The following is a 21,365-nucleotide window of genomic DNA, read 5'->3' as shown; positions in this document are numbered from 1 at the left end:
TCAATCTGATTGTCTACCGGATATTTAAAAAGTATCTTTACAGCAAACCGGATGCGGGAATGAAATTTCTTGCGATCAATATTTTCAAAGATTTATTATGGCTTGCTGTTTCGCTGTCAATCGTTGATAAGACAAAGTCCAATTTTTTATTGATTGTAATTTGTTTTATTATTGCATCTGTCCTTATATATAGTGCAGTTATCAGGCAGATTAACAAATCGTGATTTTTTTGATGATAAATATCAATTTTTACTATTGGTAAAGTTTAATAAAATCAATATATTTGCACACGATTAAAAAAGAGATATGAACAGAAAAGTTTCTTCATTATTTTTCGCATTTTTATTTGTGTTTACGAGTAGTTTCGCTGCTGCACAACACGAGTCTGAGGGAGAAAAATCAGCTGAAAAAGTAGAGCATGCAGAAGACGGTAAGCCTTTTAATGCTACCAAAATGATCATGGAGCACATTGGTGATTCTAATGAATGGCATTTATGGACTACTAAAGATGAAAATGGAGAAGAGCATCATACTTCTATTCCATTACCTATCATTATTAAAGACAAAGCAGGATGGCATACTTTCTTGTCGAAAGATATTGCTCATGGTCACGAACATGAAGGCTATACATTGCACGATGGTCAGGTGGTTTCAACTGAAGGTACTGAAAAAGCAACTCTGTTTGCACTTATCGGTGGGAAACAAAAATCTGACAATGTATTTTTTGATATGTCAATAACGAAAAATGCAGCTTCCATGTTTTTATCAGTTATCTTCATGATGGTGATATTCATAGGAATGGCAAGAAACTATAAAAAATCTCAACTACCTAAAGGAGCAGGGAAATTATTAGAGCCTGTAATTGTATTTATCAGAGATGAAGTGGCTATTCCAAATATTGGTTCAGTTAAGTACAAGAGATTTATGCCTTATCTGTTGACCGCATTCTTTTTTATCTGGTTCAATAACTTATTTGGCTTGATTCCTTTTTTTCCCGGAGGATCTAATCTTACAGGAAATATTGCAATAACAGCAGTGTTAGCAATCATTACTTTGTTAATCACATTATTCAGTGCCAATAAAGATTACTGGAAGCACATCTTTATGCCGCCGGTTCCGATTTTATTGTATCCTATTATGGTTCCAATTGAAATCATCGGAATCTTTACAAAACCTTTTGCCTTAATGATGCGACTTTTTGCAAACATTACTGCAGGACACATTATGATCTTAGCGATTATCTCTCTGATCTTTATCTTTAAATCACCATTCTTAGGATTTGCATCTGTACCATTGGCATTATTTGTTTCAGTATTGGAACTTTTAGTTGCAGCTCTACAGGCTTATATCTTTACCGTATTGTCAGCATTGTTTATCGGTATCGCAGTTGCAGAACATGATCACGATCATGCACATAACGATGATGACAGTGTAGGTCATGACACAATGGTAGCTTAATTAAACGAAAATAATTTTAACTAAATATTTATTTATTATGGACATCACAACTGGAGCAGGATTAATTTACGTAGGTATCGGTTTGGCAGTATTAGGAGTAGGTCTTGGTATTGGTAAAATCGGTGGTCACGCTATGGATGCTATCGCTAGACAGCCGGAACAAGCTGGTAAGATTCAGGGAGCAATGCTTATTGCTGCTGGTCTTATCGAAGGTGCTGGTCTTATCGCGATCATCTTTGGTGCTTTCATCAAGTAATTATCCTCAAAAGAAAAATATTCTTAGCAGTGAAGCGGTTGGCTGCTGCTAAGGATTTTTAAAAAAGATATCCATAAATTATTACATTAAAAAAAGAATTACAGATATGGGAATTATAGAACCTGGAATTGGACTTTTGTTTTGGATGACGCTTACATTCGCTATCCTATTATTTATCCTTGCTAAATTTGCATGGAAACCAATTGTAAACGCAGTGAATGACAGAGAAGCTTCTATCGTTGATGCTTTGAATCAGGCTAAATTGGCTAAAAAAGAAATGGAAGATCTTAAATCTGATAACGAAAGAATTATCCGTGAAGCTAAGATTGAAAGAGATTCTATCCTTAAAGAAGCAAGGGAAATTAAAGACAGAATTGTAGGAGAGGCTAAAGATGTTGCTAAAGCTGAAGGTGATAAAATGATTGAATCTGCAAAACAGACTATTCAGACTGAGAAAAATGCAGCAATGTCAGAAATCAGAACTCAGATTGGTGCTTTATCTGTAAATATTGCAGAATCTATCCTACAGAAAAATTTAGAAAAAAGCGAAGCTCAGGACGAGTTGGTTCAAAATTATTTAAACAAATCTAATCTTAACTAAGAATGCTTACATCTAAAGTAGCTAAAAGATACGCACAGGGTCTCCTGGATTTTACAAATGAATCCGGACAGACTGATGCTGTATTTTCTGAAATGAAAGATGTTAAGAAACTGATGTCTGAATCTGATGATTTAAACAAATTTTTCAAGACGCCTTACATCGATGCAAAAAAGAAAGAGGACGTTGCAAAAGAAATCTTTAAAGGCTTTTCACCGGTTTCTCAGAATTTGATTACTTTAGTGATCAGACAGGGGCGTGAAAGCCACATAAAAAATATTGCTCAGGAATTCATTAATAAGGTTGAAGATATCAATGGAGTACAGAGAATCACTCTGACTACAGCAACTCAGCTTTCCAGAGAGAACGTTGACCAGATCTTAAAGTCAACAGACCTGGTAAAAGCAGGATCAAACTTTGACTTAAATCTTACCATCAATCCTGATATTTTAGGAGGATATATTTTAAGAGTAGGTGATCAGCAGATCGATGCATCTGTAAAATCCAAGCTCAGCAATATCAAAAAAGATTTTCATTTAAATTAAGAAAAAAACAACCATATAATGGCAGAAATAAATCCGGCAGAAGTATCTGCGATCTTAAAACAACAGTTGGCCAACTTCGACACTCAATCAAACGTTGAGGAAGTAGGTACAGTTTTAACCATCGGTGATGGTATCGCTCGTGTATACGGGTTAGAAAATGTACAGTACGGTGAGTTGGTAAAATTTGCCAGCGATGTAGAAGGTATCGTACTTAACTTAGAAGAAGACAACGTTGGTGTGGCTCTTTTGGGTGAAAGTAAACTGGTAAGAGAAGGAGATACAGTAAGAAGAACAAACAGAATCTCTTCTATCAAAGTAGGAGAAGGGATGTTAGGTAGAGTAGTTGATACTCTGGGTAACCCAATTGATGGAAAAGGACCTATCGGAGGTGAATTGTACGAAATGCCATTGGAAAGAAAAGCTCCTGGTGTTATCTACAGACAGCCTGTAACTGAACCTTTACAGACAGGTATCGTTGCAATTGACTCAATGATTCCTGTAGGAAGAGGTCAGAGAGAGTTGATCATTGGAGACAGACAGACAGGTAAAACCACTGTTGCGATTGATACCATTATCAACCAAAGAGAATTTTTTGATGCAGGTAATCCTGTATATTGTATATATGTTGCGATCGGGCAGAAAGCTTCTACCGTAGCACAAATCGTTAAGACTCTTTCTGATAAAGGAGCTTTAGCCTATACTGTAATTGTTGCTGCTAATGCTTCAGATCCGGTTCCGATGCAGGTTTATTCTGCAATGGCGGGTGCTTCTATCGGTGAGTTTTTCAGAGACACTGGTAGACCGGCATTGATTATTTATGATGATTTATCCAAACAAGCGGTGGCTTACCGTGAGCTTTCCCTACTATTGAGAAGACCACCGGGCCGTGAAGCTTATCCTGGAGACGTTTTCTATCTTCACTCAAGATTGTTGGAAAGAGCGGCTAAAGTAATCGCTGATGACAAGATTGCCAGTCAGATGAATGATCTTCCTGAATCTTTAAGACCAATCGTAAAGGGAGGTGGTTCTTTAACTGCACTTCCGATTATCGAAACTCAGGCAGGTGACGTTTCTGCATATATCCCAACCAACGTAATCTCTATTACTGACGGACAGATCTTTTTAGAGTCTGATTTATTCAACTCAGGGGTTCGTCCTGCAATCAACGTAGGGATCTCCGTATCCAGAGTTGGAGGTAACGCTCAGATCAAATCAATGAAGAAAGTTTCCGGTACCCTTAAATTAGACCAGGCTCAGTATAAAGAATTGGAAGCGTTTGCTAAATTCGGTTCTGACCTTGATGCTTCTACCTTAGCGGTGATCTCTAAAGGAGAAAGAAATGTTGAATTGTTGAAGCAGCCGGTAAACTCTCCACTTCCTGTAGATACTCAGGTTGCTATGATTTATGCAGGTACAGAGAACCTGATGAGAAACGTTCCTATTAAAAAAGTAAAAGAATTCCAGGTTGAATATATTGCTTTCCTAAGATCTAAGCACCCGGAAACTATGGCTGCAATCAAAGCTGGGAAAATCGATAACGATATCACAGGTGTTCTTAAGCAGGCAGCTAATGATTTAGCTTCTAAATATAACTAAAATTAGTTGATGATTGTTGGTTGATAGTTGACAGAATTTTCTAAAACTAGCAACCAACAACCGACAACCAACAACTAACCCAATATGGCAAACTTAAAAGAAATACGAGGAAGAATCAGTTCAATTTCATCTACGATGCAAATCACACGTGCTATGAAAATGGTTTCCGCAGCGAAACTGAAGAAAGCACAGGACGCCATCGTAATGTTGAGACCGTATTCTGAAAAATTACAGGAAATCATCCAGAATGTAAATTCAAGTTCAGATCCTGATCAGGTTTCTGTTTATGCTCAGAAAAGAGAAGTTAAAAAAGTACTCTTCATTGCAGTAACTTCAAACAGAGGTTTGGCAGGTGCATTTAACTCAAATGTAATAAAAGAACTGAATATTCAGTTTCAGAATAATTCTCAGTACGAAATTGAGGTTCTTACCATTGGTAAAAAAGCTTATGATGCAGTTAGAAGAGGACGTACAGTATTCTCTAACGAAAGCAGTGTATTTGACAAATTAAGTTTTGATGTAGTTTCAAATGTTACTGAAACGGTAATGAGCAACTTTAAGGAAGGTAAATTTGATGAAGTTTATGTAATTTACAATAAATTCATTAATGCTGCTACACAGGAAGTAATGACAGAAAAAGTTCTTCCGATTTCTATGACAGAAACTGCTGCTGCAGAGACTCATGTAGAAACAGATTATATTTTTGAACCGGACAGAGCTGAAATTTTAGATAATCTGATTCCAAAATCGATCAAAACTCAGGTTTTCAAAGCTGTTCTGGACTCAGTAGCTTCAGAGCACGGTGCCAGAATGACAGCCATGCACAAAGCAACCGACAATGCGCAGGAACTGAAGAATGATCTTGTGATCTTCTACAACAAAGCGAGACAGGCTGCTATTACCAACGAGATCTTAGAAATCGTTTCAGGAGCAGAAGCTTTGAAAAATTCTTAAGAATATATTCAAAAAATATTAAAGCATCGATAACGTCGATGCTTTTTTTGTTAGTTTTATTTTGTATATCTTTGCATTATAAATTATAATTTCTAAATGGACTCTGACATAGTCAGGCTTTTACTAGCCGTATTCCTTGTATTATTAAATGGCTTTTTCGTAGCCGCAGAATTTTCAATTGTTAAAGTTCGTTATTCTCAAATTCAGCTGAAAGCTGCCGAAGGTGATTCGATGGCCAAGCAGGCTGAGCATATCATTAAACATCTTGATGAGTACCTTTCAGCAACACAGCTCGGTATTACCTTGGCGTCACTTGCTTTAGGTTGGGTTGGTGAAAGTGCAATGCATCATGTTATTGATAATCTGTTTCATTCTCTCAATATTAATTTCAGTGAATCCACGGTTACAACAATTTCTGTAGTGATCAGTTTCCTGATAATCACAGTAATGCATATTGTTTTTGGTGAATTGATCCCGAAATCTATTGCCATCAGAAAGGCTGAAGCAACAACAATGGCAACTGCTGTTCCGCTTAGAGTTTTTTATACGGTTTTTAAACCGTTTATCTGGTTGATGAATCTGATGTCGAACGGAGTTTTACGATTAATGAAAATTCATCCGGCATCTGAACAGGAAATTCACTCAACCGAAGAACTTCAGCTGTTGGTTAAACAAAGTGCTGACAGTGGAGAAATTGAAGAAGAGAACTATGAGATCATAAAAAATGCATTTGATTTTACAGATCATTCTGCCAAACAGATCATGGTACCAAGGCAAAATATCACGTCAATTGATTTTGCTGATGATCTGAATGAAATTATTAATAAAATAATGGAAAGCGGATATTCAAGAATACCCGTTTATGAAAATTCAATTGATAATATTATCGGTGTTTTCTACACTAAAGAAATTATCCGTGAATTTGTTAAGAGAAAAGGAATTTTGAGTCATGAAGATTTAAGGGAATTGATGCGTGAGTCATTCTTTGTTGTAGGAAGCAAGAAAATTTCCGATTTGCTGAAGATTTTCCAACAGAAAAAGCAACATCTGGCAATTGTTATTGATGAATTTGGAGGTACTGAAGGAATTATTACTTTAGAAGATATTTTAGAAGAACTGGTGGGCGAGATTCAGGATGAGGAAGATGATGAAGAAAAACTGGTAGACAAGGTCGGACATAATACATTCTGGGTTAAAGCTACACAGCCTTTAGATGAAATCAACGAATCTCTACCAAAAAAGCTGACTGTCTCTGAAGAAAGTGAATATAATACTCTGGCAGGATTTATTCTCCATGCCCTAGAAGATATCCCTGAAGAAAATCAGGAGTTTGATTTGGAAAATTATCATTTCAAGATTTTAAAAATGAATAATAAGAGCGTTGAAATGGTAGAACTGATTTATAACGAATCTAATATCGTTGATGATATTTTAGACAAATTAGGAGAAGATTAAAATTTTACAAAATGATTTTTTATAATAGCATAAAAGATTACGAAGATCCAAAACGTCAGTATGAAGAAGAAGTTCTTGTTTTGGATGAAACTGATGAAGTATACAAATTGATTTTGCATAATGATGACATTCATACATTTGATGATGTTATCGAAGCATTGATAGAAATTTGCAAACATGACCTGATACAGGCCGAGCAATGCACAATGCTTGTTCATTATAAAGGCAAGTGCACCGTAAAAACCGGATCTATGGATCTTTTGAAACCGATGCATGAAAAATTAATTTCAAGAAGCTTAACAAGCGAAATCGTATAATAGAAACTCTAACATTTGTTAGAGTTTTTTGTTGATATTTTACTAATTTGTTGATTTTTGATATAAATTTTCATTGATTAGATTATAATTATTATTTTAGCGAAAACGGTTTTAAGATTGTTTATTTACTTTTTTACTGTGAATATCAACTTATTTCTGGATTTAAATTTAAAGATTTTATCCGTTTTTTATTAAAATTTAATTTATATAAAAAGAATTTTCTTTAAAATAATCATTTAATCTTGTCTTCATATGAAAACAAAACTATCTTTTTACAAAGGAAAACAGCGTGCATTATTCTTTTTCTTCTCTGCTATTTTCTTTTTTTCTTATTCAATAAAAGCTCAATCTACTATTTCCTGCACAGGAAAATGGGGTCCGCCGATTTTAAATCAAACTTTTGGACAGGGAAATGCATCAAGTAATTGGTATGGTCCATTATCCGCTTATGCCCCCGGAGCGAGCACATCCACTATTTTTGTAGGTGCTGCCGGACCAGTCGGAGGCCAATTGTCCGATGGATACTCGGGATTAGTCAAAAGTCCGATTACCGGTGGTAACGGTTTTTTAAACTTACCTGATCATACCGGAAATCAAAACGGGTTAATGATGCTTGTTAATGCTCCGTCGACTGCTGCTACTGTTTTTTTTGAGTATGTGATGAATAATCTCTGCTCTAATACCACTTTGAGACTGTCACTGTGGATACTTAATGTTAATACTCCCGGTACATGCGGAGCCGGATATCAATTTCCCAACGTTACACTTCGTGCAGTCGACAATAATACAGGAATTGTATTAGGTACTTCTACAACCGGAAATATTCCAATCAACAGTGTATGGACAGAATATTCTGTTGTTTTTAATAATGCTTCAAGTTCATCAGTAAAGCTGCAGATTGTCAATAACTCTGTTGGTAACGGCTGCGGTAATGATCTTGCAATAGATGACATCATGATATCTCCCTGTATTCCTGAAACAATAAAGGCAATACCCAATTCCGCCACAACTATATGTGCAGGTCAGAATACGCCTATAAATTTTACTGCATCATTAACAGGAAGTTCATATAATCCTGCTGAATACCAATGGCAGGAAAGTATTGACTCTGGTATTACATGGTTGGATCAGGGAGGTCCGACGACCAATCCTAATTATACCTTTAACCCGGCAGGTAAATCTCCGGGGAGTTACTGGATAAGATTTAAAGTAGGACCCCAGGGCTCCGCACTGAATGCCCTTTGTAACGCTGTAAGTGAAACTGCTGTTGTAAAAATAGTACCCCTCCCTGTGGTAAATGATGCTGTCATGGAATCATGTTTTATCGAATCTAATCCTGTAAGTGCCGTATTTGATTTAACATCTGCCAATGTGACTTCTGAAACTATAGGTATTACAAAAAAGTTTTATCAAACTTTAGCAAATGCAGTGGCAGGAACAAATGAGATTCTACCTGCTGGGACATTTATCAGGACCAATACTGACGTTTATGTAAGAGTCATCAATTCGAGTGGATGTTATTCAATATCCAAAATTACACTGAAAGTTATACCATCTGTAAAATCTGCAGTACTTAAGGATAAAACCATTTGTATTGAAGATAGAACAACATTAGATGCAGGGCCTGGATTTGACGGATATGAATGGAGTACCGGCGCTGTCACACAAACTATACAAGATGTTGGAGTAGGTGCTTATTGGGTAAAATTAAAAACGAGTAAGTGTTTTACACTGCAAAAAGTCAATGTATATGCTTCCAAGCAGCCTGTAATTGCGAGTTTAGATATTAAAAATAATACAATCACAGTAAATGCGTCTGGCGGAACTGCTCCCTATCAGTATTCATCAGACGGGATAAACTGGCAAAACTCTAATGTATTCACAAACTTGCCACGAGGAGAAAATAAAATTTTTCTTAGAGACTCTTTTGACTGTACTCCTATAACTGTTCAGGTTACTGTTCCTAACCTTTTAAATGCAATAACTCCAAATGATGATAATCTGAATGATGAAATTGATTATTCAGCATTGGCTTATAAGAAAAATCTTGTATTTACTGTTTATAACAGATACGGAAACAAGATTTATGAAGCTGATAAAGTGAGAAATTACAAATGGAACGGAACCTCCGGAGGTAAAAAAATTGTTACAGGAACATATTGGTATACCATCATCTGGAACGAAAATGATAAAAATAGTACCCAGACAACTTACAATGGATGGGTACTCGTGAAAAACAGAGAATAAACAAATATTTTATTATAACACCTTGGCAACAAGGTGTTTTTTTATTTAAGATCATCAAAACTATAGGACCTGTCTTATCGTACAATGCGAATAACATTGCCGTTTAATGAGAAGCTTTATCCAATAAATCATTAGAGCAGCCTTTTATTATATATTCATTTTGAAAATTGAAGGAATATTTTAATCTTTCAATTCTTTAATCTTTTAATTATTTATCTTTGTACAAACTATATTAGAATGCTTGTAATAGGAATTGCGGGAGGAACAGGATCCGGCAAAACTACAGTTGTTGATAAGATCATTCAGCAGCTAGACATTGAAGGGATGAATATATTATCTCAGGATAATTATTATCACGATAATCATAATCTTACGCTGACAGAGAGAGAAGCACTGAATTACGATCATCCCAAGTCTATTGATTTTGAACTGATGCTGAAGCATGTCAAAGCATTAAAAAACAATGAATCAATTGAACAGCCTGTTTACAGCTTTGTGACGCACTCAAGAACGGGAGATCATGTTAGCGTTGAACCGAAAAATGTATTGGTTGTAGAAGGTATTCTGGTTCTGACTAATAAGGAATTACTGAAAGAATTTGATCTCAAAGTATTTGTACATGCAGATTCTGATGAAAGGCTGATCAGAAGGATCAGAAGGGATACCCAGGAAAGGGGAAGAGATCTCAATGAGGTTTTGCATCGCTACCAAACTACTTTAAAACCCATGCATCAGGAATTTATAGAACCTTCTAAAAATGATGCTGATCTGATTATTCCTAACATGAAACAAAACTCTGTTGCAATAGACTTTTTAACAACAGTTATTAAGAATTCACTTAGAAAACATTAAAAAAATGGCTGAAAAAGAATTAATTAAAGATATTCAACCGAAATCAGAAACCATCAGGTTCCTTCAGCATTATGTATTGAATAAATATGTGATTGCGATATGTCTTTTTTTAGTATGGATGGTTTTCTTTGATAAAACTTCCTTTTTGGTGATCAATGAACTCAATGGTGAGATCAATAAATACGAGGAACAGCTTGATTATTACAAAACAGAATATGAAAAGAATGATCAGTTCTATAAAAAACTGATGAATAATAAGTCTGAGAAAGAAAAATATGCCAGGGAAAATTATTTCATGAAAAAACCGAATGAAGAAATCTTTATTTTGGTGGTAGACAGTGCAAATATTGCCAAAAAATAATTCTAAAGTGAATTGTAAATAGTCAATTACCTTCGCTGCCAATTTTAAATGAGTCTGCGAATCAAAATTGCTCATTACCCATTACTTATTACTTATGTCAAAAAATACCTTTTCAAACTGGGAAAATCTCGTTAAAAAGCAGCTTAAAACTGAAGATATTTATACTGCTCTTAACAAAGAAAATTTAGAAGGAATTACCGTAAAGCCTTTTTATAACAGCGTTGAAAAACCTTTGGTCAATCTTCCAAAAGTAGAAGAAAATACCCATCTGGTGGCAACCTATCATGAAACGCTTGAAGAAGATGTTTTTGCGTTTTTACTCAATGAGAATGTTGAAAATCTGGTTGAAAAAACGGTTTTTATTAACAACCGGGAACTTGCAGAGCACATCAGTCCTGCCGACGAAGACCAATATTTTTCCCTCATTGATGTTTTTGATGAAAATAATGCATCGATCGATGATCAGCTTGTCAAAGAATTATTGGCTAAGGACTTTAAAAGAAATATATGCGTTGATATTTCACTTCATCAGAATGCAGGTGCATCGATTGTTCAGCAGCTGGGAATTGCTTTGGCCAAGGCAAAAGAGCTTATAGAAGTGTATGGAATTGCTGTTTCAGATAAAATACTCTTCAGATTAGCTGTGGGAGGAAATTACTTTTTTGAAATGGCTAAAATCCGTGCGTTTAAACTCCTTTTTAATCAGTTATCAAAAGAATACGGTCTTGATGATATTCCTTATATTTTTGCGGAGACCTCTTTAAGAAATAAATCTGTTTCGGACAGTGAAAATAATCTCATCCGTTCAACTTTAGAACTGGCAGCCGGAATGATTGGAGGGGCAGATGCAGTTTTCAGTACCAATTATCAGATAGGAAACAATACCGAAAATTCAGAAGAAATTTCATTTAAGCAACAGATTGTTCTGGCTTATGAAAGTATCATCAATGTTTTTGAGGATGCTTCAAACGGAAGTTACTATATTGAAGATATTACACGGCAAATGACCGAAAACTCATGGGAATTTTTTTTAGAAATTGAAGAAGCCGGCGGTTATCTGGAAATGCTGAAGCAGGGAATTCTTCAGGAGAAAATCTATGATCATGCTGTCAGTGAGCAAAAATGGGTGATGGAAGGAAAAATAAAACTGATTGGGGTAAATCTATATCCAAAATTGGACGCAAAAAAATCTGTCGGGGAACTTTATGATATAAAAAAGATCACAGCGGTTCGTTGGGCTGAAATGTTTGAATAATCTTTCCTCAACATTAACAAATCTTCACGGATGATTATGCTGAATTGAAAATTTTATAAAAAAGTTTTAGAATATGAAAGAAAAATTGAATGATTTATTTGAATATACTTATCATTTCAACAAAGAAATGGTTAAAATTATTTTGGAGAATCTTTCTAAGACAGATGACAAAACAATAAGTCTGATCAATCATATTTTAAATGCACAGCAGGTTTGGAATTCAAGAATTTTAAAAGAAAAACCTTTTGAAGTCTGGCAACGTAACCCCATTGAAAATTTGGAAGAAATCAACGAGAAAAACTTTAAAAATACGGTTCATATTCTTGGAGCTTATGAATTAGATCAGAAAATTGAATATCGAAATTCGAAAGGAATCAAGTTTGAGAATAGTATTTTCGATATTCTTTTTCATATAATTAATCATTCAACATATCATCGCGGACAAATCAATTCCCAGTTGAAAAACAGTGGGATTGAGCCTATATTGACAGATTATATTTTTTATAAAAGATAATTTTTGGAAATTCCCATTTTAAATAAAGAAATTCAAAATTACATCATTGCAAATCTCAAGACAGATCTGCATTCTTTACTGTTGAAAAAATCTCCGTTTCCCGAAATTTCCATGCAGGAAATTGTACAGCAGATTAAAGGCAGGCAGGTAGCACAGAAAAAATTTCCGTTTTTACTGAAAGAGGGAATTGTTTTCCCACCTCAGCTCAGTCTGGAGCAATCTTCATCGGATAAAACTGCACTCTATAAATCGGCACTACTAAAGGGAAAGAAATTTATCGACCTCACAAGTGGTTTTGGCATTGATGCCTACTATCTTTCCAGAAATTTTGAGGAGATTACTTTGGTCGAACAGAATACCGAACTCCTGAACATTGTAGAACACAATTGGAATATTTTGGGTGAAAAAGCCCATTTTATTAATCAAAAGCTTGAAGATTTTTTAAATCAGAATACGGAGCATTATGATGTTGTTTATCTCGATCCGGCAAGAAGAGATCTCCAAAAAAACAAAGTTTTTCTCTTGGAAGATCTGTCACCCGATATCCTTGAGATTCAGGATAAGTTGCTTTTGATTTCAAGACAGGTTGTCATCAAACTATCACCGTTGATTGATTTAAAATATCTTGTTTCTGTTTTAAAAAATATTTCCAGAATAGAAGTTCTGGCTGTGAAAAATGATGTAAAAGAAATTGTCGTTTTTCTGACAGAGGAACCTCCAAAATCTATTCAATGCTACTGTAGAAATCTGGAAAGTGAAGATTCTGACTTTCATTTTACATTCGGTGATGAAGAAAATGCCAGCCCGGAATATGCTGAACCCGAAAAATTCATCTATATACCTAATAATACTGTTCTGAAAGCAGGAGTTTTCAATTTAATTTCGGAAAAATTTAATCTTAAAAAACTGCATCCCAATACACATATTTACACTTCAGTTGAAGTCATTGAAAATTTTCCCGGAAGGATTTTTGAAATGGAAGTGGTTGATGGAAAGGATGTTAAAAAGAAAGATCAGTTTAATATCATTTCAAGGAACCATCCGCTCAGACCTGAAGAGATCAAAAAGAAATATGGTCTGAAAGACGGAGGAAGCAGATATCTTATTTTTACACAATCCAAAAAAGGAAAATTAATATTAAAATCAGTCTGAAAATGTTGCCGAAAAATGCAATATTTCTTACTTTTGGGCAATCAAAAATTTTGATACGAAATCGCCCTGTTTTTAAGCAATATACAATCGTAAGAACGGGCGATTCCAGATGATTCCTTAAAAAATAAAAAAATCATATGAAAAAAGTAATTTTATGTTTGGCCATTGCGACATTAGCAGTAAGCTGTAAAAAGATTCAGGCAGGTGGAAACAAGAATACTTTGAAACTTGAAGAAGGAGTAGAAAGATATTCTGATGATCATCAGGGTGGTCATGACGGGCACAGTGCTGAACCGGCGCATGCAACTCCAGCACATGGTGCTCATGAGACAGAAGCGCCCAAAACAGACAGCGCGGCAGCAAAACACTCAGATTCTGCAAAAGTAGGACATTAATCTGTTCTTAGCGATATATCATGATCCTGCACTTGTGCGGGATTTTTTTATTTAAAAATATCTGTTTTGTGATAAAAACTTCCTTTTGTTTGTTCACGCAGATCAATTTTTTTAAATTTAACCAAATTAAAATTGACAATGCAAGAGACATTAAATTACATTACCGAAAATAAATTCCGCTTCGTTGATGAATTATTTGAATTACTGAAAATAGCATCAATTTCTGCTGATCCTGCTTACAAAAAAGAAGTTCTTCTGTGTGCAGATAAAGTTTCAGAATATTTGATCAATGCAGGAGCTGATGACGTGGAAGTTTGCCAGACCAAAGGTTATCCTATTGTTTTCGGACAGAAACTGATTGATAAAAATCTGCCGACTGTTCTTGTATATGGTCACTATGATGTACAGCCGCCTGATCCATTGGAATTATGGAGAAAACCGCCTTTTCAACCTTATATTGAAAAAACAGAACTTCATCCTGACGGAGCCATCTTTGCAAGAGGTGCTGCCGATGACAAAGGACAGTTTTTTATGCAGATCAAGGCGTTTGAAGCAATGATGAAGACCAACAGCCTTCCATGCAATATCAAGTTTATTTTTGAAGGTGAAGAAGAGATCGGCTCCGTAAGTTTAGGTGATTTTGTCAATGAATTTAAAGAAAAATTATCCTGTGACTGTATTCTGATTTCCGATACCCACATTTACAGTAACGAACAGCCTACTGTAACGACTGGATTAAGGGGTCTGAGCTATGTTGAAGTAGAAGTTGAAGGTCCAAACAGGGATCTGCATTCAGGTTTGTATGGCGGTGCTGTACCGAATCCAATTCATGCACTTTCAAGAATGATTGCAAAATTGATTGATGAAGACGGGCAGATCACGATCGACGGATTTTACGATAACGTGGAAGATGTTTCTGAAGATGAGAGAGCTGAGATGAATAAACTGAAAGATAATCCTGAAGAATTCAAAAAGTCAATCGGACTGAATGATGTCGAAGGTGAGACAGGATACACAACTTTAGAAAGAACCTCAATACGTCCTACTTTAGACTGCAATGGTATCTGGGGAGGATATACAGGAGAGGGTGCGAAAACTGTCATTCCTTCAAAAGCTTACGCTAAAATTTCGATGCGCCTGGTTCCTTATCAGACTCCTGAAGAAATTACGGAAAAGTTTACTAAATATTTTGAAAAAATAGCTCCTGATAATGTAAAGGTTAAAGTGACGCCTCATCATGGAGGTATGCCTTATGTATTACCAAGTGATACCAAAGAATTCCTGGCAGCAAAAAAAGCAATGGAAATTGCTTTTGAAAAAGAGGTTTTACCCTATAGAAGTGGTGGAAGCATACCTATTACAGCAATGTTTGAAAAGGTATTAGGAGCTAAATCGGTGTTGATGGGCTTTGGTCTGGATTCTGATGCGATTCATTCACCGAATGAGCATTACGGTTTATTCAATTTTTACAAAGGAATTGAAAGTATTCCTCTGTTTTTTAAGAATTATTCTAAGTATTAAACGATGATAATTGGTTATATATGTGTTTTTTTTTAAAAAATAACATGTAAATGTTTTGTTGAATAGTCGATTTTTATATATTTACGGCACTAAATCATTAAAATAAATTATTTATCATGAAAAAAATCTTTACATCATTAGTTGTAATCTTGTCAGCAAGTTTAGCAACTGCACAAGTTATCACTCAAAATTCAACACCTAATACGGTTGATGCTACAGGATCTGTTGCATGTGGAAGTCAGACTGCAGGATATACTGCTGATAATTATTATACTAGAGTTTTTAATTTGGCAGATTATGGAATCACTTATAATTATAATGTTACTAATGTAGCATTTGGCGTACAAACTGCTAATCTTTCTTTCCCTGTTGCATTATCTCTTTCTACCTTTGTAGGTAATTATCCTACAGGTGTTGAAACTCCACTCGGTGCATCTGTTAACGTAACTGTTGCTACGGCAAATCAAGGAGCAATGGTAAGTACAGGTACAACCCTTACTCGCCTTGTTCCTGCTGGATCAAAACTTGTAGTAAAAGTCTTTCACGATGGTTCTGCAGCAATACCTCCGCAGGTTTTTTATATGGGAATAAATTCTGGAGCACAAACTGGTCCTTCTTATTTAGAGTCAGCTACTTGTGGTATAACAACTCCCCTTGCCACTGGGACTGGCGGATTGGCATCTTTTGCTTCAGCAAGATGGGTAATGACTATTACTGGTCAAAATGCAACTTTGGGGACAACGGAAGTAATCAACTCAAGAGATTTGACAATTTATCCAAATCCGGTAAAAGATATACTTAGATTTAGTTTTTCTAATAATCTAAAATCTGAATCTATAGAAATAAATGATATGAATGGCAGAACAATAACCTCTGTATCAAATACCAAAAATGTAAATGAAATAAATATGTCATCATATGCAACAGGAAATTATATTGTAAGAGTTAAGGCTAATGATGGTAAAATATATATTCAGAAAATTATTAAAGAATAATTAAAATATTACTGAAAAATGAATGAAATCTGATATTGTAAATTTAATTCTACAAATATTATTAATGATATGATAACAGTTCCAATTTACAAATTAATGTTTTCAGAATATTCTTCTGACAAAACGCTTCAATTGGAGCGTTTTTATTATTTTAGGAAAATAAATAGTAACAGATTATGACAGATAATAAAGTCGCTTATATAACAGGTGGAACAAAAGGGATTGGTTTCGGCATTGCTGAAATTTTACTGAAAAACGGAATATCGGTGGCATTTTCAGGAAGAAATGAAGATGACGTGAAAAAAGCAGAAAATGAGTTAAAAAAATATTCTCAGAATGTATTGGGTTTGGTTTCTGATGTAAGGCAGCTTCAAAGCGAAGAAAATGCAGTAAAACGTATTGTAGAAAAGTTCGGAAGATTAGATTTTGTAATTGCCAATGCAGGACTTGGAATTTTTAAACCTGTAGATGAACTGACCTCCGAAGAGTGGAATTCCATGATAGAAACCAATCTGACAGGAGTTTTTCATACCCTGAAATCTTCACTTGATGAACTGAAAAAAAGCGAAGGATATTATATTACTGTTTCGAGTCTGGCAGGAGCTAATTTCTTCGAAAACGGAACAGGTTATAATGCTTCCAAATTTGGTGTTGTAGGTTTTACACAGGCTGCAATGATTGATTTGAGAAAATACAATATCAAATCAACAGTCATTATGCCTGGCTCCGTAGCAAGTCATTTCAACGGTAATGAACCTTCTGAAAAAGACAACTGGAAAATTCAGCCCGAAGATATGGGAAATCTGATCCTGGATATCCTCAAAATGAATCCGCGCGTTTTACCAAGCAAAATAGAGTTTAGAGCAACTCAACCAAAGAGTTAGAAACTTATAATGCGCTGAATAATAATTAAATAAGTATTATGCATGCATAATATATTTTTTATTTATATTTACAACACTTAACAAACAGAATTGCTTCCAGATTTTTTAACGTTGAAGCAAGAGAAAAATATAATATACGTATGAAAATATTAGTTTGTATTAGTAGTGTTCCTGATACTACTTCTAAAATTAACTTTACAGCAGACAAATCTGCTTTCGACAAAAACGGAATTCAGTGGGTGATTAATCCTCTTGATGAATTTGCACTGACAAAAGCAATTAAATTACAGGAATCTCAGGGTGCAACAGTAACGGTGATGAATGTAGGAGATGCTTTGACAGAGCCTGTTATCAGAAAAGCACTTGCTATAGGTGCCAACGATGCGGTAAGAGTGAATCTTGACCCAAAGGACAGTTATTCCACAGCAAAAGAGATTGCTTCTGTAGCACAAAACGGTGGATATGATTTAATCCTGTGTGGTAAAGAATCCATCGATTATAATGGAGGTTCTGTTCCCGGTATGGTGGCTCAGTTATTAAACCAGCCTTTTGTTAATGCTTCTGTAGGTTTAGAAGTAAACGGAAGTGAAGCGACCGCAGTGAGAGAAATTGAAGGAGGGAAGGAAACTATCTCTGTTAAACTGCCTGCAGTCATTGCAGGACAGAAAGGTCTGGTTGACGAAAAAGACCTGATCATTCCTAACATGAGAGGAATTATGTCAGCAAGAACAAAACCGTTGCAGGTTGTTGAGCCTGTTTCATCTGAGGTAAAAGTTCAGGGGGTTTCTTATGACAGTGTTCCGCCAAGAGCAGCAGTAAAAATGGTTTCTCCGGATAATTTAGATGAATTGGTAAGATTACTTCACGAGGAAGCGAAGGTTATCTAATCTTTTACTTATTCAATTTTTTAATTTTAAATTCAAGAAAAATGGCAGTATTCGTATACGCAGAAAATATAAACGGAATTTACAAGAAGGCAGCTTTTGAGGCAGTTTCTTATGCTAAAGCAGTTGCAGATCAGGCGGGAGATACCGTAACAGCAATCTCTGTAAACCCGACAGATTCTTCAGATTTATTATATAAATACGGAGCATCGAACGTAATCAATATTAAAGACGAAGGTCTTAAAAACTTTTCAGCAAAAGCTTATGCTCAGGCAGTAAGCGAAGTAGCTGAAGGAAATATCCTTGTTTTTCCTCACACAACAGATGCTTCATCCGTAGCACCGATGTTGGCTGTAATGAAGAATTTCTCATTAATCACCAACGTTTTGGAAGCACCGGAAAGCCAGTCTCCATTTCAGGTGAAGAGAAAAGCTTTCTCAGGGAAAGGCTTTATGCATGCGAAAGCTGAAGCTGCAGGGGTAATTCTTACTGTTTCTCAGAATGCTTTTGGTGTTAAAGAAAGTGCAGTCAGCGGTTCTGAAGAAGTGAAAAATCTTTCAGTTGCCAATGAAGATACTAAAGTCATTTCTCATGAGCAAAGTTCAGGTAAATTAGACTTAAAAGAAGCAGAAGTAGTGGTTTCTGCAGGCAGAGGAATGAAAGGTCCCGAAAACTGGGGAATGGTAGAAGAGCTTGCAAACGTTTTAGGTGCTGCTACAGCATGTTCAAAACCAGTTTCAGACATTGGATGGAGACCTCATACAGAACACGTTGGACAGACCGGGAAAGCGATCTCTCCCAATTTATATATTGCAATCGGTATTTCAGGAGCTATTCAGCATTTAGCTGGTGTAAACTCCTCCAAGACCATTGTTGTAATCAACAGTGATGCTGAAGCTCCTTTCTATAAATCAGCGGATTATGGTGTAGTTGGAGATGCTTTTCAGATCATTCCTGCACTGACAGAAAAAATCAAAGCAATTAAAGGATAAAAAAGGGAATTGGCGATAGTCAGTTCGCTCCGCTTGTCAATTTAAAATTCACTTGCGATGCAAGATTGACAACGCATTTAATTTCACAATTTATATATAAAAGCTCGGCTTCCGGGCTTTTATTTTTGTCTAAAAAGTAAAACCTACAATAAAAAATTAATTTATATTTGTAGCCATGGATTATAAACAGCTAATCATTCGCGGAATATCGTACAGCCAGACCCAATCGGGAGCTTACGCTTTATTATTGGAACATGAAGAAACAAACGTTAAATTGCCCGTTGTTATCGGGAATTTTGAAGCCCAATCCATCTCATTAGGATTAGAAAAAGATATTCATCCACCCCGTCCGCTTACCCACGATTTATTTACAAAATTTATAGTTTCTGCTAATTTTGAGCTGGTATCTGTCATCATCTATCAGATTGTAGACGGCGTATTTTTTTCAAACATCAATTTTAAAAACTCAGCAACAGAAGAAGAATTGATTCTTGATGCGAGAACATCTGATGCCGTTGCAATGGCAGTGAGGTTTGACGCCCCTATTTTTACCACTCAGCAGGTATTAAGTGAAGCAGGAATATTACTGGAGCTGGAAGATACATCCAAAGAAGAAGAGGTTTTTTCTGAAACCGTACAGCACGAAGACAGTCTTAAGAGTGTTTCTATGGAAGAATTGCAGAAATTGCTGGATGAAGCGGTCAAGGAAGAAGATTTTGATACTGCTCTTGAAATTCAGGAAGAGATCAAAAGAAGAAAAAAGAAAATTGATTAAAGATTTATAAAATAAACATGAGTTTAAAATTACGATTGACCGTCCTCAGCTTTCTGCAGTTTGCAGTATGGGGAGCTTATTTAACTTCCATGGGAAATTATCTCGGCTCAGTTGGCTTAGGATCTAAAATAGGACTTTTTTATGCAATGCAGGGAATAGTTTCTATTTTCATGCCCGCTATTATGGGGATTATTGCAGATCGGTGGATACAGGCTCAGAAACTTTTAGGAATCTGTCATTTTTTTGCTGCTGTTTTCCTTATAGCGGCAGGCTATTATGGAATGTCTGCTGGTGCTGATGTAGAGTTTTCCAAACTATTTCTATTATATAGCTTAAGTGTTACTTTCTATATGCCGACCATTGCCCTTTCAAATTCTGTTGCGTATACTATTTTGGTTACTAATAATTTTGACACGATCAGAGCATTTCCTCCTATTCGTACTTTTGGAACCGTTGGTTTTATCTGTGCGATGCTGTTTGTAGATTTTACAGGTTTTCAGAATAACTATTCTCAGTTTTTCGTTTCCGGGGTTTTAGGAATTATTTTATTTATATATTCTTTTACTTTACCACAATGTCATGTTAATAAAAGAGAAGAAAAAAAGAGCTTCTCAGATGCTTTAGGTTTAAAGGCATTCAGTCTTTTCAAAGACAGAAAGATGGCTGTTTTCTTTATTTTTTCAATGCTTCTGGGAGTTTCATTACAGATAACAAACGGGTATGCGAATCCTTTTATAACCAGTTTTAAAGATATTCCTGCGTTTCAGAATACCTGGGGGGCCAATCATGCCAATGCTTTAATATCGCTTTCTCAGGTTTCAGAAACCTTATGTATTCTTCTGATTCCTTTCTTTTTAAAAAGATTTGGAATCAAAAAAGTAATGCTGATGGCAATGTTTGCATGGGTCCTGAGATTTGGGTTATTTGGGTTAGGAAATCCTGGTGGAGGAGTCTGGATGTTTGTACTTTCTATGATTGTCTATGGTATCGCATTCGACTTTTTCAATGTTTCAGGATCACTTTTTGTGGATAAAGAAACAGACAAAAGTATCCGTTCAAGTGCCCAGGGCGTATTTATGATGATGACCAATGGTTTTGGAGCAACCATCGGAATGCTTGGAGCCCAGGAAGTGGTGAATCATTATGTGTTTTCACAGACCGATCCTGCTCTTCAACTTGCAGGATGGCAGACATCATGGTATATCTTTGCAGGCTATGCTTTGTTGGTAACAATACTTTTTGCCATAGTTTTTAAACATAAACATGATCCCAAAGCCCTGAGTAAAATAAATCACTAAATTATTATTCATTATTAAAATATTAGATTGCACTTTTTATTAAAAAAGTGCAATCTTTTTA

Annotated in this window: 22 protein-coding genes; all 22 read left to right on the top strand. The window is 35.5% G+C overall.

Translation table 11 applies throughout. The features are described from left to right. Window positions 1-306 precede the first annotated feature (306 nt). The 22 genes from atpB to AC2A07_RS09475 all read left to right on the top strand — a co-directional run bounded on the left by atpB (window position 307) and on the right by AC2A07_RS09475 (window position 21,304). Entirely contained in the window at window positions 307-1,458 is a 1,152-nt protein-coding gene (gene atpB, locus AC2A07_RS09580; protein ID WP_484050197.1) for a F0F1 ATP synthase subunit A, read from the top strand. A gap of 37 nt (window positions 1,459-1,495) precedes the next feature. Then, window positions 1,496-1,714 carry an ATP synthase F0 subunit C gene (locus tag AC2A07_RS09575; protein WP_034711425.1) on the top strand — a complete coding sequence of 73 codons (219 nt, stop codon included), beginning with the start codon at window positions 1,496-1,498 and terminating at the stop codon, window positions 1,712-1,714. 106 nt (window positions 1,715-1,820) lie between these two features. Next, on the top strand, window positions 1,821-2,315 hold the full coding sequence (locus AC2A07_RS09570) for a F0F1 ATP synthase subunit B (protein WP_314491378.1): 495 nt from the start codon (window positions 1,821-1,823) through the stop codon (window positions 2,313-2,315). 2 nt (window positions 2,316-2,317) lie between these two features. Further along, window positions 2,318-2,857: an ATP synthase F1 subunit delta gene (atpH, locus tag AC2A07_RS09565; RefSeq protein WP_484050196.1), complete on the top strand. Its 540-nt coding sequence runs from the start codon at window positions 2,318-2,320 to the stop codon at window positions 2,855-2,857. Window positions 2,858-2,875: 18 nt separating this feature from the next. Continuing rightward, window positions 2,876-4,453, top strand: coding sequence for a F0F1 ATP synthase subunit alpha (gene atpA / locus AC2A07_RS09560; RefSeq protein WP_314491374.1), 1,578 nt, complete (start codon window positions 2,876-2,878; stop codon window positions 4,451-4,453). 84 nt (window positions 4,454-4,537) lie between these two features. Next, entirely contained in the window at window positions 4,538-5,407 is an 870-nt protein-coding gene (gene atpG / locus AC2A07_RS09555) for an ATP synthase F1 subunit gamma (protein WP_314491372.1), read from the top strand. A 96-nt stretch (window positions 5,408-5,503) separates the two neighbouring features. After that, on the top strand, window positions 5,504-6,862 hold the full coding sequence (locus AC2A07_RS09550) for a hemolysin family protein (RefSeq protein ID WP_314491369.1): 1,359 nt from the start codon (window positions 5,504-5,506) through the stop codon (window positions 6,860-6,862). Window positions 6,863-6,873: 11 nt separating this feature from the next. Then, the gene (locus AC2A07_RS09545; protein WP_484050195.1) at window positions 6,874-7,179 is read left to right on the top strand and encodes an ATP-dependent Clp protease adaptor ClpS; all 306 of its coding nucleotides are present in this window, start codon (window positions 6,874-6,876) and stop codon (window positions 7,177-7,179) included. Window positions 7,180-7,431: 252 nt separating this feature from the next. Further along, a complete protein-coding gene (locus AC2A07_RS09540) occupies window positions 7,432-9,426 on the top strand; it encodes a T9SS type B sorting domain-containing protein (protein WP_484050194.1) in 1,995 nt (664 codons plus the stop codon). Between the two features lie 237 nt (window positions 9,427-9,663). Then, entirely contained in the window at window positions 9,664-10,278 is a 615-nt protein-coding gene (gene udk / locus AC2A07_RS09535; RefSeq protein WP_314491363.1) for a uridine kinase, read from the top strand. Window positions 10,279-10,282: 4 nt separating this feature from the next. Continuing rightward, window positions 10,283-10,639: an FtsB family cell division protein gene (locus AC2A07_RS09530; RefSeq protein WP_314491361.1), complete on the top strand. Its 357-nt coding sequence runs from the start codon at window positions 10,283-10,285 to the stop codon at window positions 10,637-10,639. A 94-nt stretch (window positions 10,640-10,733) separates the two neighbouring features. Further along, a complete protein-coding gene (locus AC2A07_RS09525) occupies window positions 10,734-11,894 on the top strand; it encodes a methylmalonyl-CoA mutase family protein (protein WP_484050193.1) in 1,161 nt (386 codons plus the stop codon). A 73-nt stretch (window positions 11,895-11,967) separates the two neighbouring features. Continuing rightward, window positions 11,968-12,408: a DinB family protein gene (locus AC2A07_RS09520; protein WP_484050192.1), complete on the top strand. Its 441-nt coding sequence runs from the start codon at window positions 11,968-11,970 to the stop codon at window positions 12,406-12,408. 3 nt (window positions 12,409-12,411) lie between these two features. After that, complete coding sequence (locus AC2A07_RS09515; RefSeq protein ID WP_484050191.1) at window positions 12,412-13,560, top strand: class I SAM-dependent methyltransferase; 1,149 nt, start codon at window positions 12,412-12,414, stop codon at window positions 13,558-13,560. Window positions 13,561-13,697: 137 nt separating this feature from the next. Further along, window positions 13,698-13,955, top strand: a complete 258-nt coding sequence (locus tag AC2A07_RS09510) for a hypothetical protein (RefSeq protein ID WP_314491355.1) — start codon at window positions 13,698-13,700, stop codon at window positions 13,953-13,955. A gap of 138 nt (window positions 13,956-14,093) precedes the next feature. Further along, complete coding sequence (locus AC2A07_RS09505) at window positions 14,094-15,476, top strand: dipeptidase (protein ID WP_484050190.1); 1,383 nt, start codon at window positions 14,094-14,096, stop codon at window positions 15,474-15,476. Window positions 15,477-15,592: 116 nt separating this feature from the next. Beyond that, complete coding sequence (locus AC2A07_RS09500) at window positions 15,593-16,471, top strand: T9SS type A sorting domain-containing protein (protein ID WP_484050189.1); 879 nt, start codon at window positions 15,593-15,595, stop codon at window positions 16,469-16,471. A gap of 176 nt (window positions 16,472-16,647) precedes the next feature. After that, window positions 16,648-17,355: an SDR family oxidoreductase gene (locus tag AC2A07_RS09495; protein WP_484050188.1), complete on the top strand. Its 708-nt coding sequence runs from the start codon at window positions 16,648-16,650 to the stop codon at window positions 17,353-17,355. 140 nt (window positions 17,356-17,495) lie between these two features. Then, window positions 17,496-18,242 (top strand): electron transfer flavoprotein subunit beta/FixA family protein, encoded by a 747-nt coding sequence (locus tag AC2A07_RS09490; RefSeq protein ID WP_484050187.1) that lies wholly within the window; start codon window positions 17,496-17,498, stop codon window positions 18,240-18,242. A 41-nt stretch (window positions 18,243-18,283) separates the two neighbouring features. Then, window positions 18,284-19,231, top strand: coding sequence for an electron transfer flavoprotein subunit alpha/FixB family protein (locus AC2A07_RS09485; RefSeq protein ID WP_314491341.1), 948 nt, complete (start codon window positions 18,284-18,286; stop codon window positions 19,229-19,231). Window positions 19,232-19,406: 175 nt separating this feature from the next. After that, window positions 19,407-20,006, top strand: coding sequence for a bifunctional nuclease domain-containing protein (locus tag AC2A07_RS09480; RefSeq protein ID WP_314491338.1), 600 nt, complete (start codon window positions 19,407-19,409; stop codon window positions 20,004-20,006). 17 nt (window positions 20,007-20,023) lie between these two features. Next, complete coding sequence (locus tag AC2A07_RS09475) at window positions 20,024-21,304, top strand: MFS transporter (protein WP_314491336.1); 1,281 nt, start codon at window positions 20,024-20,026, stop codon at window positions 21,302-21,304. Window positions 21,305-21,365: the final 61 nt, after the last annotated feature.

This window comes from Chryseobacterium sp. HNCC26DJ238, assembly GCF_057180465.1.
Note: the sequence above shows the minus strand (reverse complement) of the source record. Positions and strands in the feature narration are given on the sequence as shown.

What these genes read in the sequence shown, in the direction of transcription:
- AC2A07_RS09575 (WP_034711425.1), top strand. Translation starts at nt 1,496, where the DNA reads ATGGACATCACAACTGGAGCAGGATTAATTTACGTAGGTATCGGTTTG.
- AC2A07_RS09550 (WP_314491369.1), top strand. Translation starts at nt 5,504, where the DNA reads ATGGACTCTGACATAGTCAGGCTTTTACTAGCCGTATTCCTTGTATTA.
- AC2A07_RS09545 (WP_484050195.1), top strand. Translation starts at nt 6,874, where the DNA reads ATGATTTTTTATAATAGCATAAAAGATTACGAAGATCCAAAACGTCAG.
- AC2A07_RS09490 (WP_484050187.1), top strand. Translation starts at nt 17,496, where the DNA reads ATGAAAATATTAGTTTGTATTAGTAGTGTTCCTGATACTACTTCTAAA.
- AC2A07_RS09570 (WP_314491378.1), top strand. Translation starts at nt 1,821, where the DNA reads ATGGGAATTATAGAACCTGGAATTGGACTTTTGTTTTGGATGACGCTT.
- atpB (WP_484050197.1), top strand. Translation starts at nt 307, where the DNA reads ATGAACAGAAAAGTTTCTTCATTATTTTTCGCATTTTTATTTGTGTTT.
- AC2A07_RS09485 (WP_314491341.1), top strand. Translation starts at nt 18,284, where the DNA reads ATGGCAGTATTCGTATACGCAGAAAATATAAACGGAATTTACAAGAAG.
- AC2A07_RS09480 (WP_314491338.1), top strand. Translation starts at nt 19,407, where the DNA reads ATGGATTATAAACAGCTAATCATTCGCGGAATATCGTACAGCCAGACC.
- atpA (WP_314491374.1), top strand. Translation starts at nt 2,876, where the DNA reads ATGGCAGAAATAAATCCGGCAGAAGTATCTGCGATCTTAAAACAACAG.
- atpH (WP_484050196.1), top strand. Translation starts at nt 2,318, where the DNA reads ATGCTTACATCTAAAGTAGCTAAAAGATACGCACAGGGTCTCCTGGAT.
- AC2A07_RS09530 (WP_314491361.1), top strand. Translation starts at nt 10,283, where the DNA reads ATGGCTGAAAAAGAATTAATTAAAGATATTCAACCGAAATCAGAAACC.
- atpG (WP_314491372.1), top strand. Translation starts at nt 4,538, where the DNA reads ATGGCAAACTTAAAAGAAATACGAGGAAGAATCAGTTCAATTTCATCT.
- AC2A07_RS09475 (WP_314491336.1), top strand. Translation starts at nt 20,024, where the DNA reads ATGAGTTTAAAATTACGATTGACCGTCCTCAGCTTTCTGCAGTTTGCA.
- udk (WP_314491363.1), top strand. Translation starts at nt 9,664, where the DNA reads ATGCTTGTAATAGGAATTGCGGGAGGAACAGGATCCGGCAAAACTACA.
- AC2A07_RS09520 (WP_484050192.1), top strand. Translation starts at nt 11,968, where the DNA reads ATGAAAGAAAAATTGAATGATTTATTTGAATATACTTATCATTTCAAC.
- AC2A07_RS09495 (WP_484050188.1), top strand. Translation starts at nt 16,648, where the DNA reads ATGACAGATAATAAAGTCGCTTATATAACAGGTGGAACAAAAGGGATT.
- AC2A07_RS09500 (WP_484050189.1), top strand. Translation starts at nt 15,593, where the DNA reads ATGAAAAAAATCTTTACATCATTAGTTGTAATCTTGTCAGCAAGTTTA.
- AC2A07_RS09505 (WP_484050190.1), top strand. Translation starts at nt 14,094, where the DNA reads ATGCAAGAGACATTAAATTACATTACCGAAAATAAATTCCGCTTCGTT.
- AC2A07_RS09510 (WP_314491355.1), top strand. Translation starts at nt 13,698, where the DNA reads ATGAAAAAAGTAATTTTATGTTTGGCCATTGCGACATTAGCAGTAAGC.
- AC2A07_RS09525 (WP_484050193.1), top strand. Translation starts at nt 10,734, where the DNA reads ATGTCAAAAAATACCTTTTCAAACTGGGAAAATCTCGTTAAAAAGCAG.
- AC2A07_RS09540 (WP_484050194.1), top strand. Translation starts at nt 7,432, where the DNA reads ATGAAAACAAAACTATCTTTTTACAAAGGAAAACAGCGTGCATTATTC.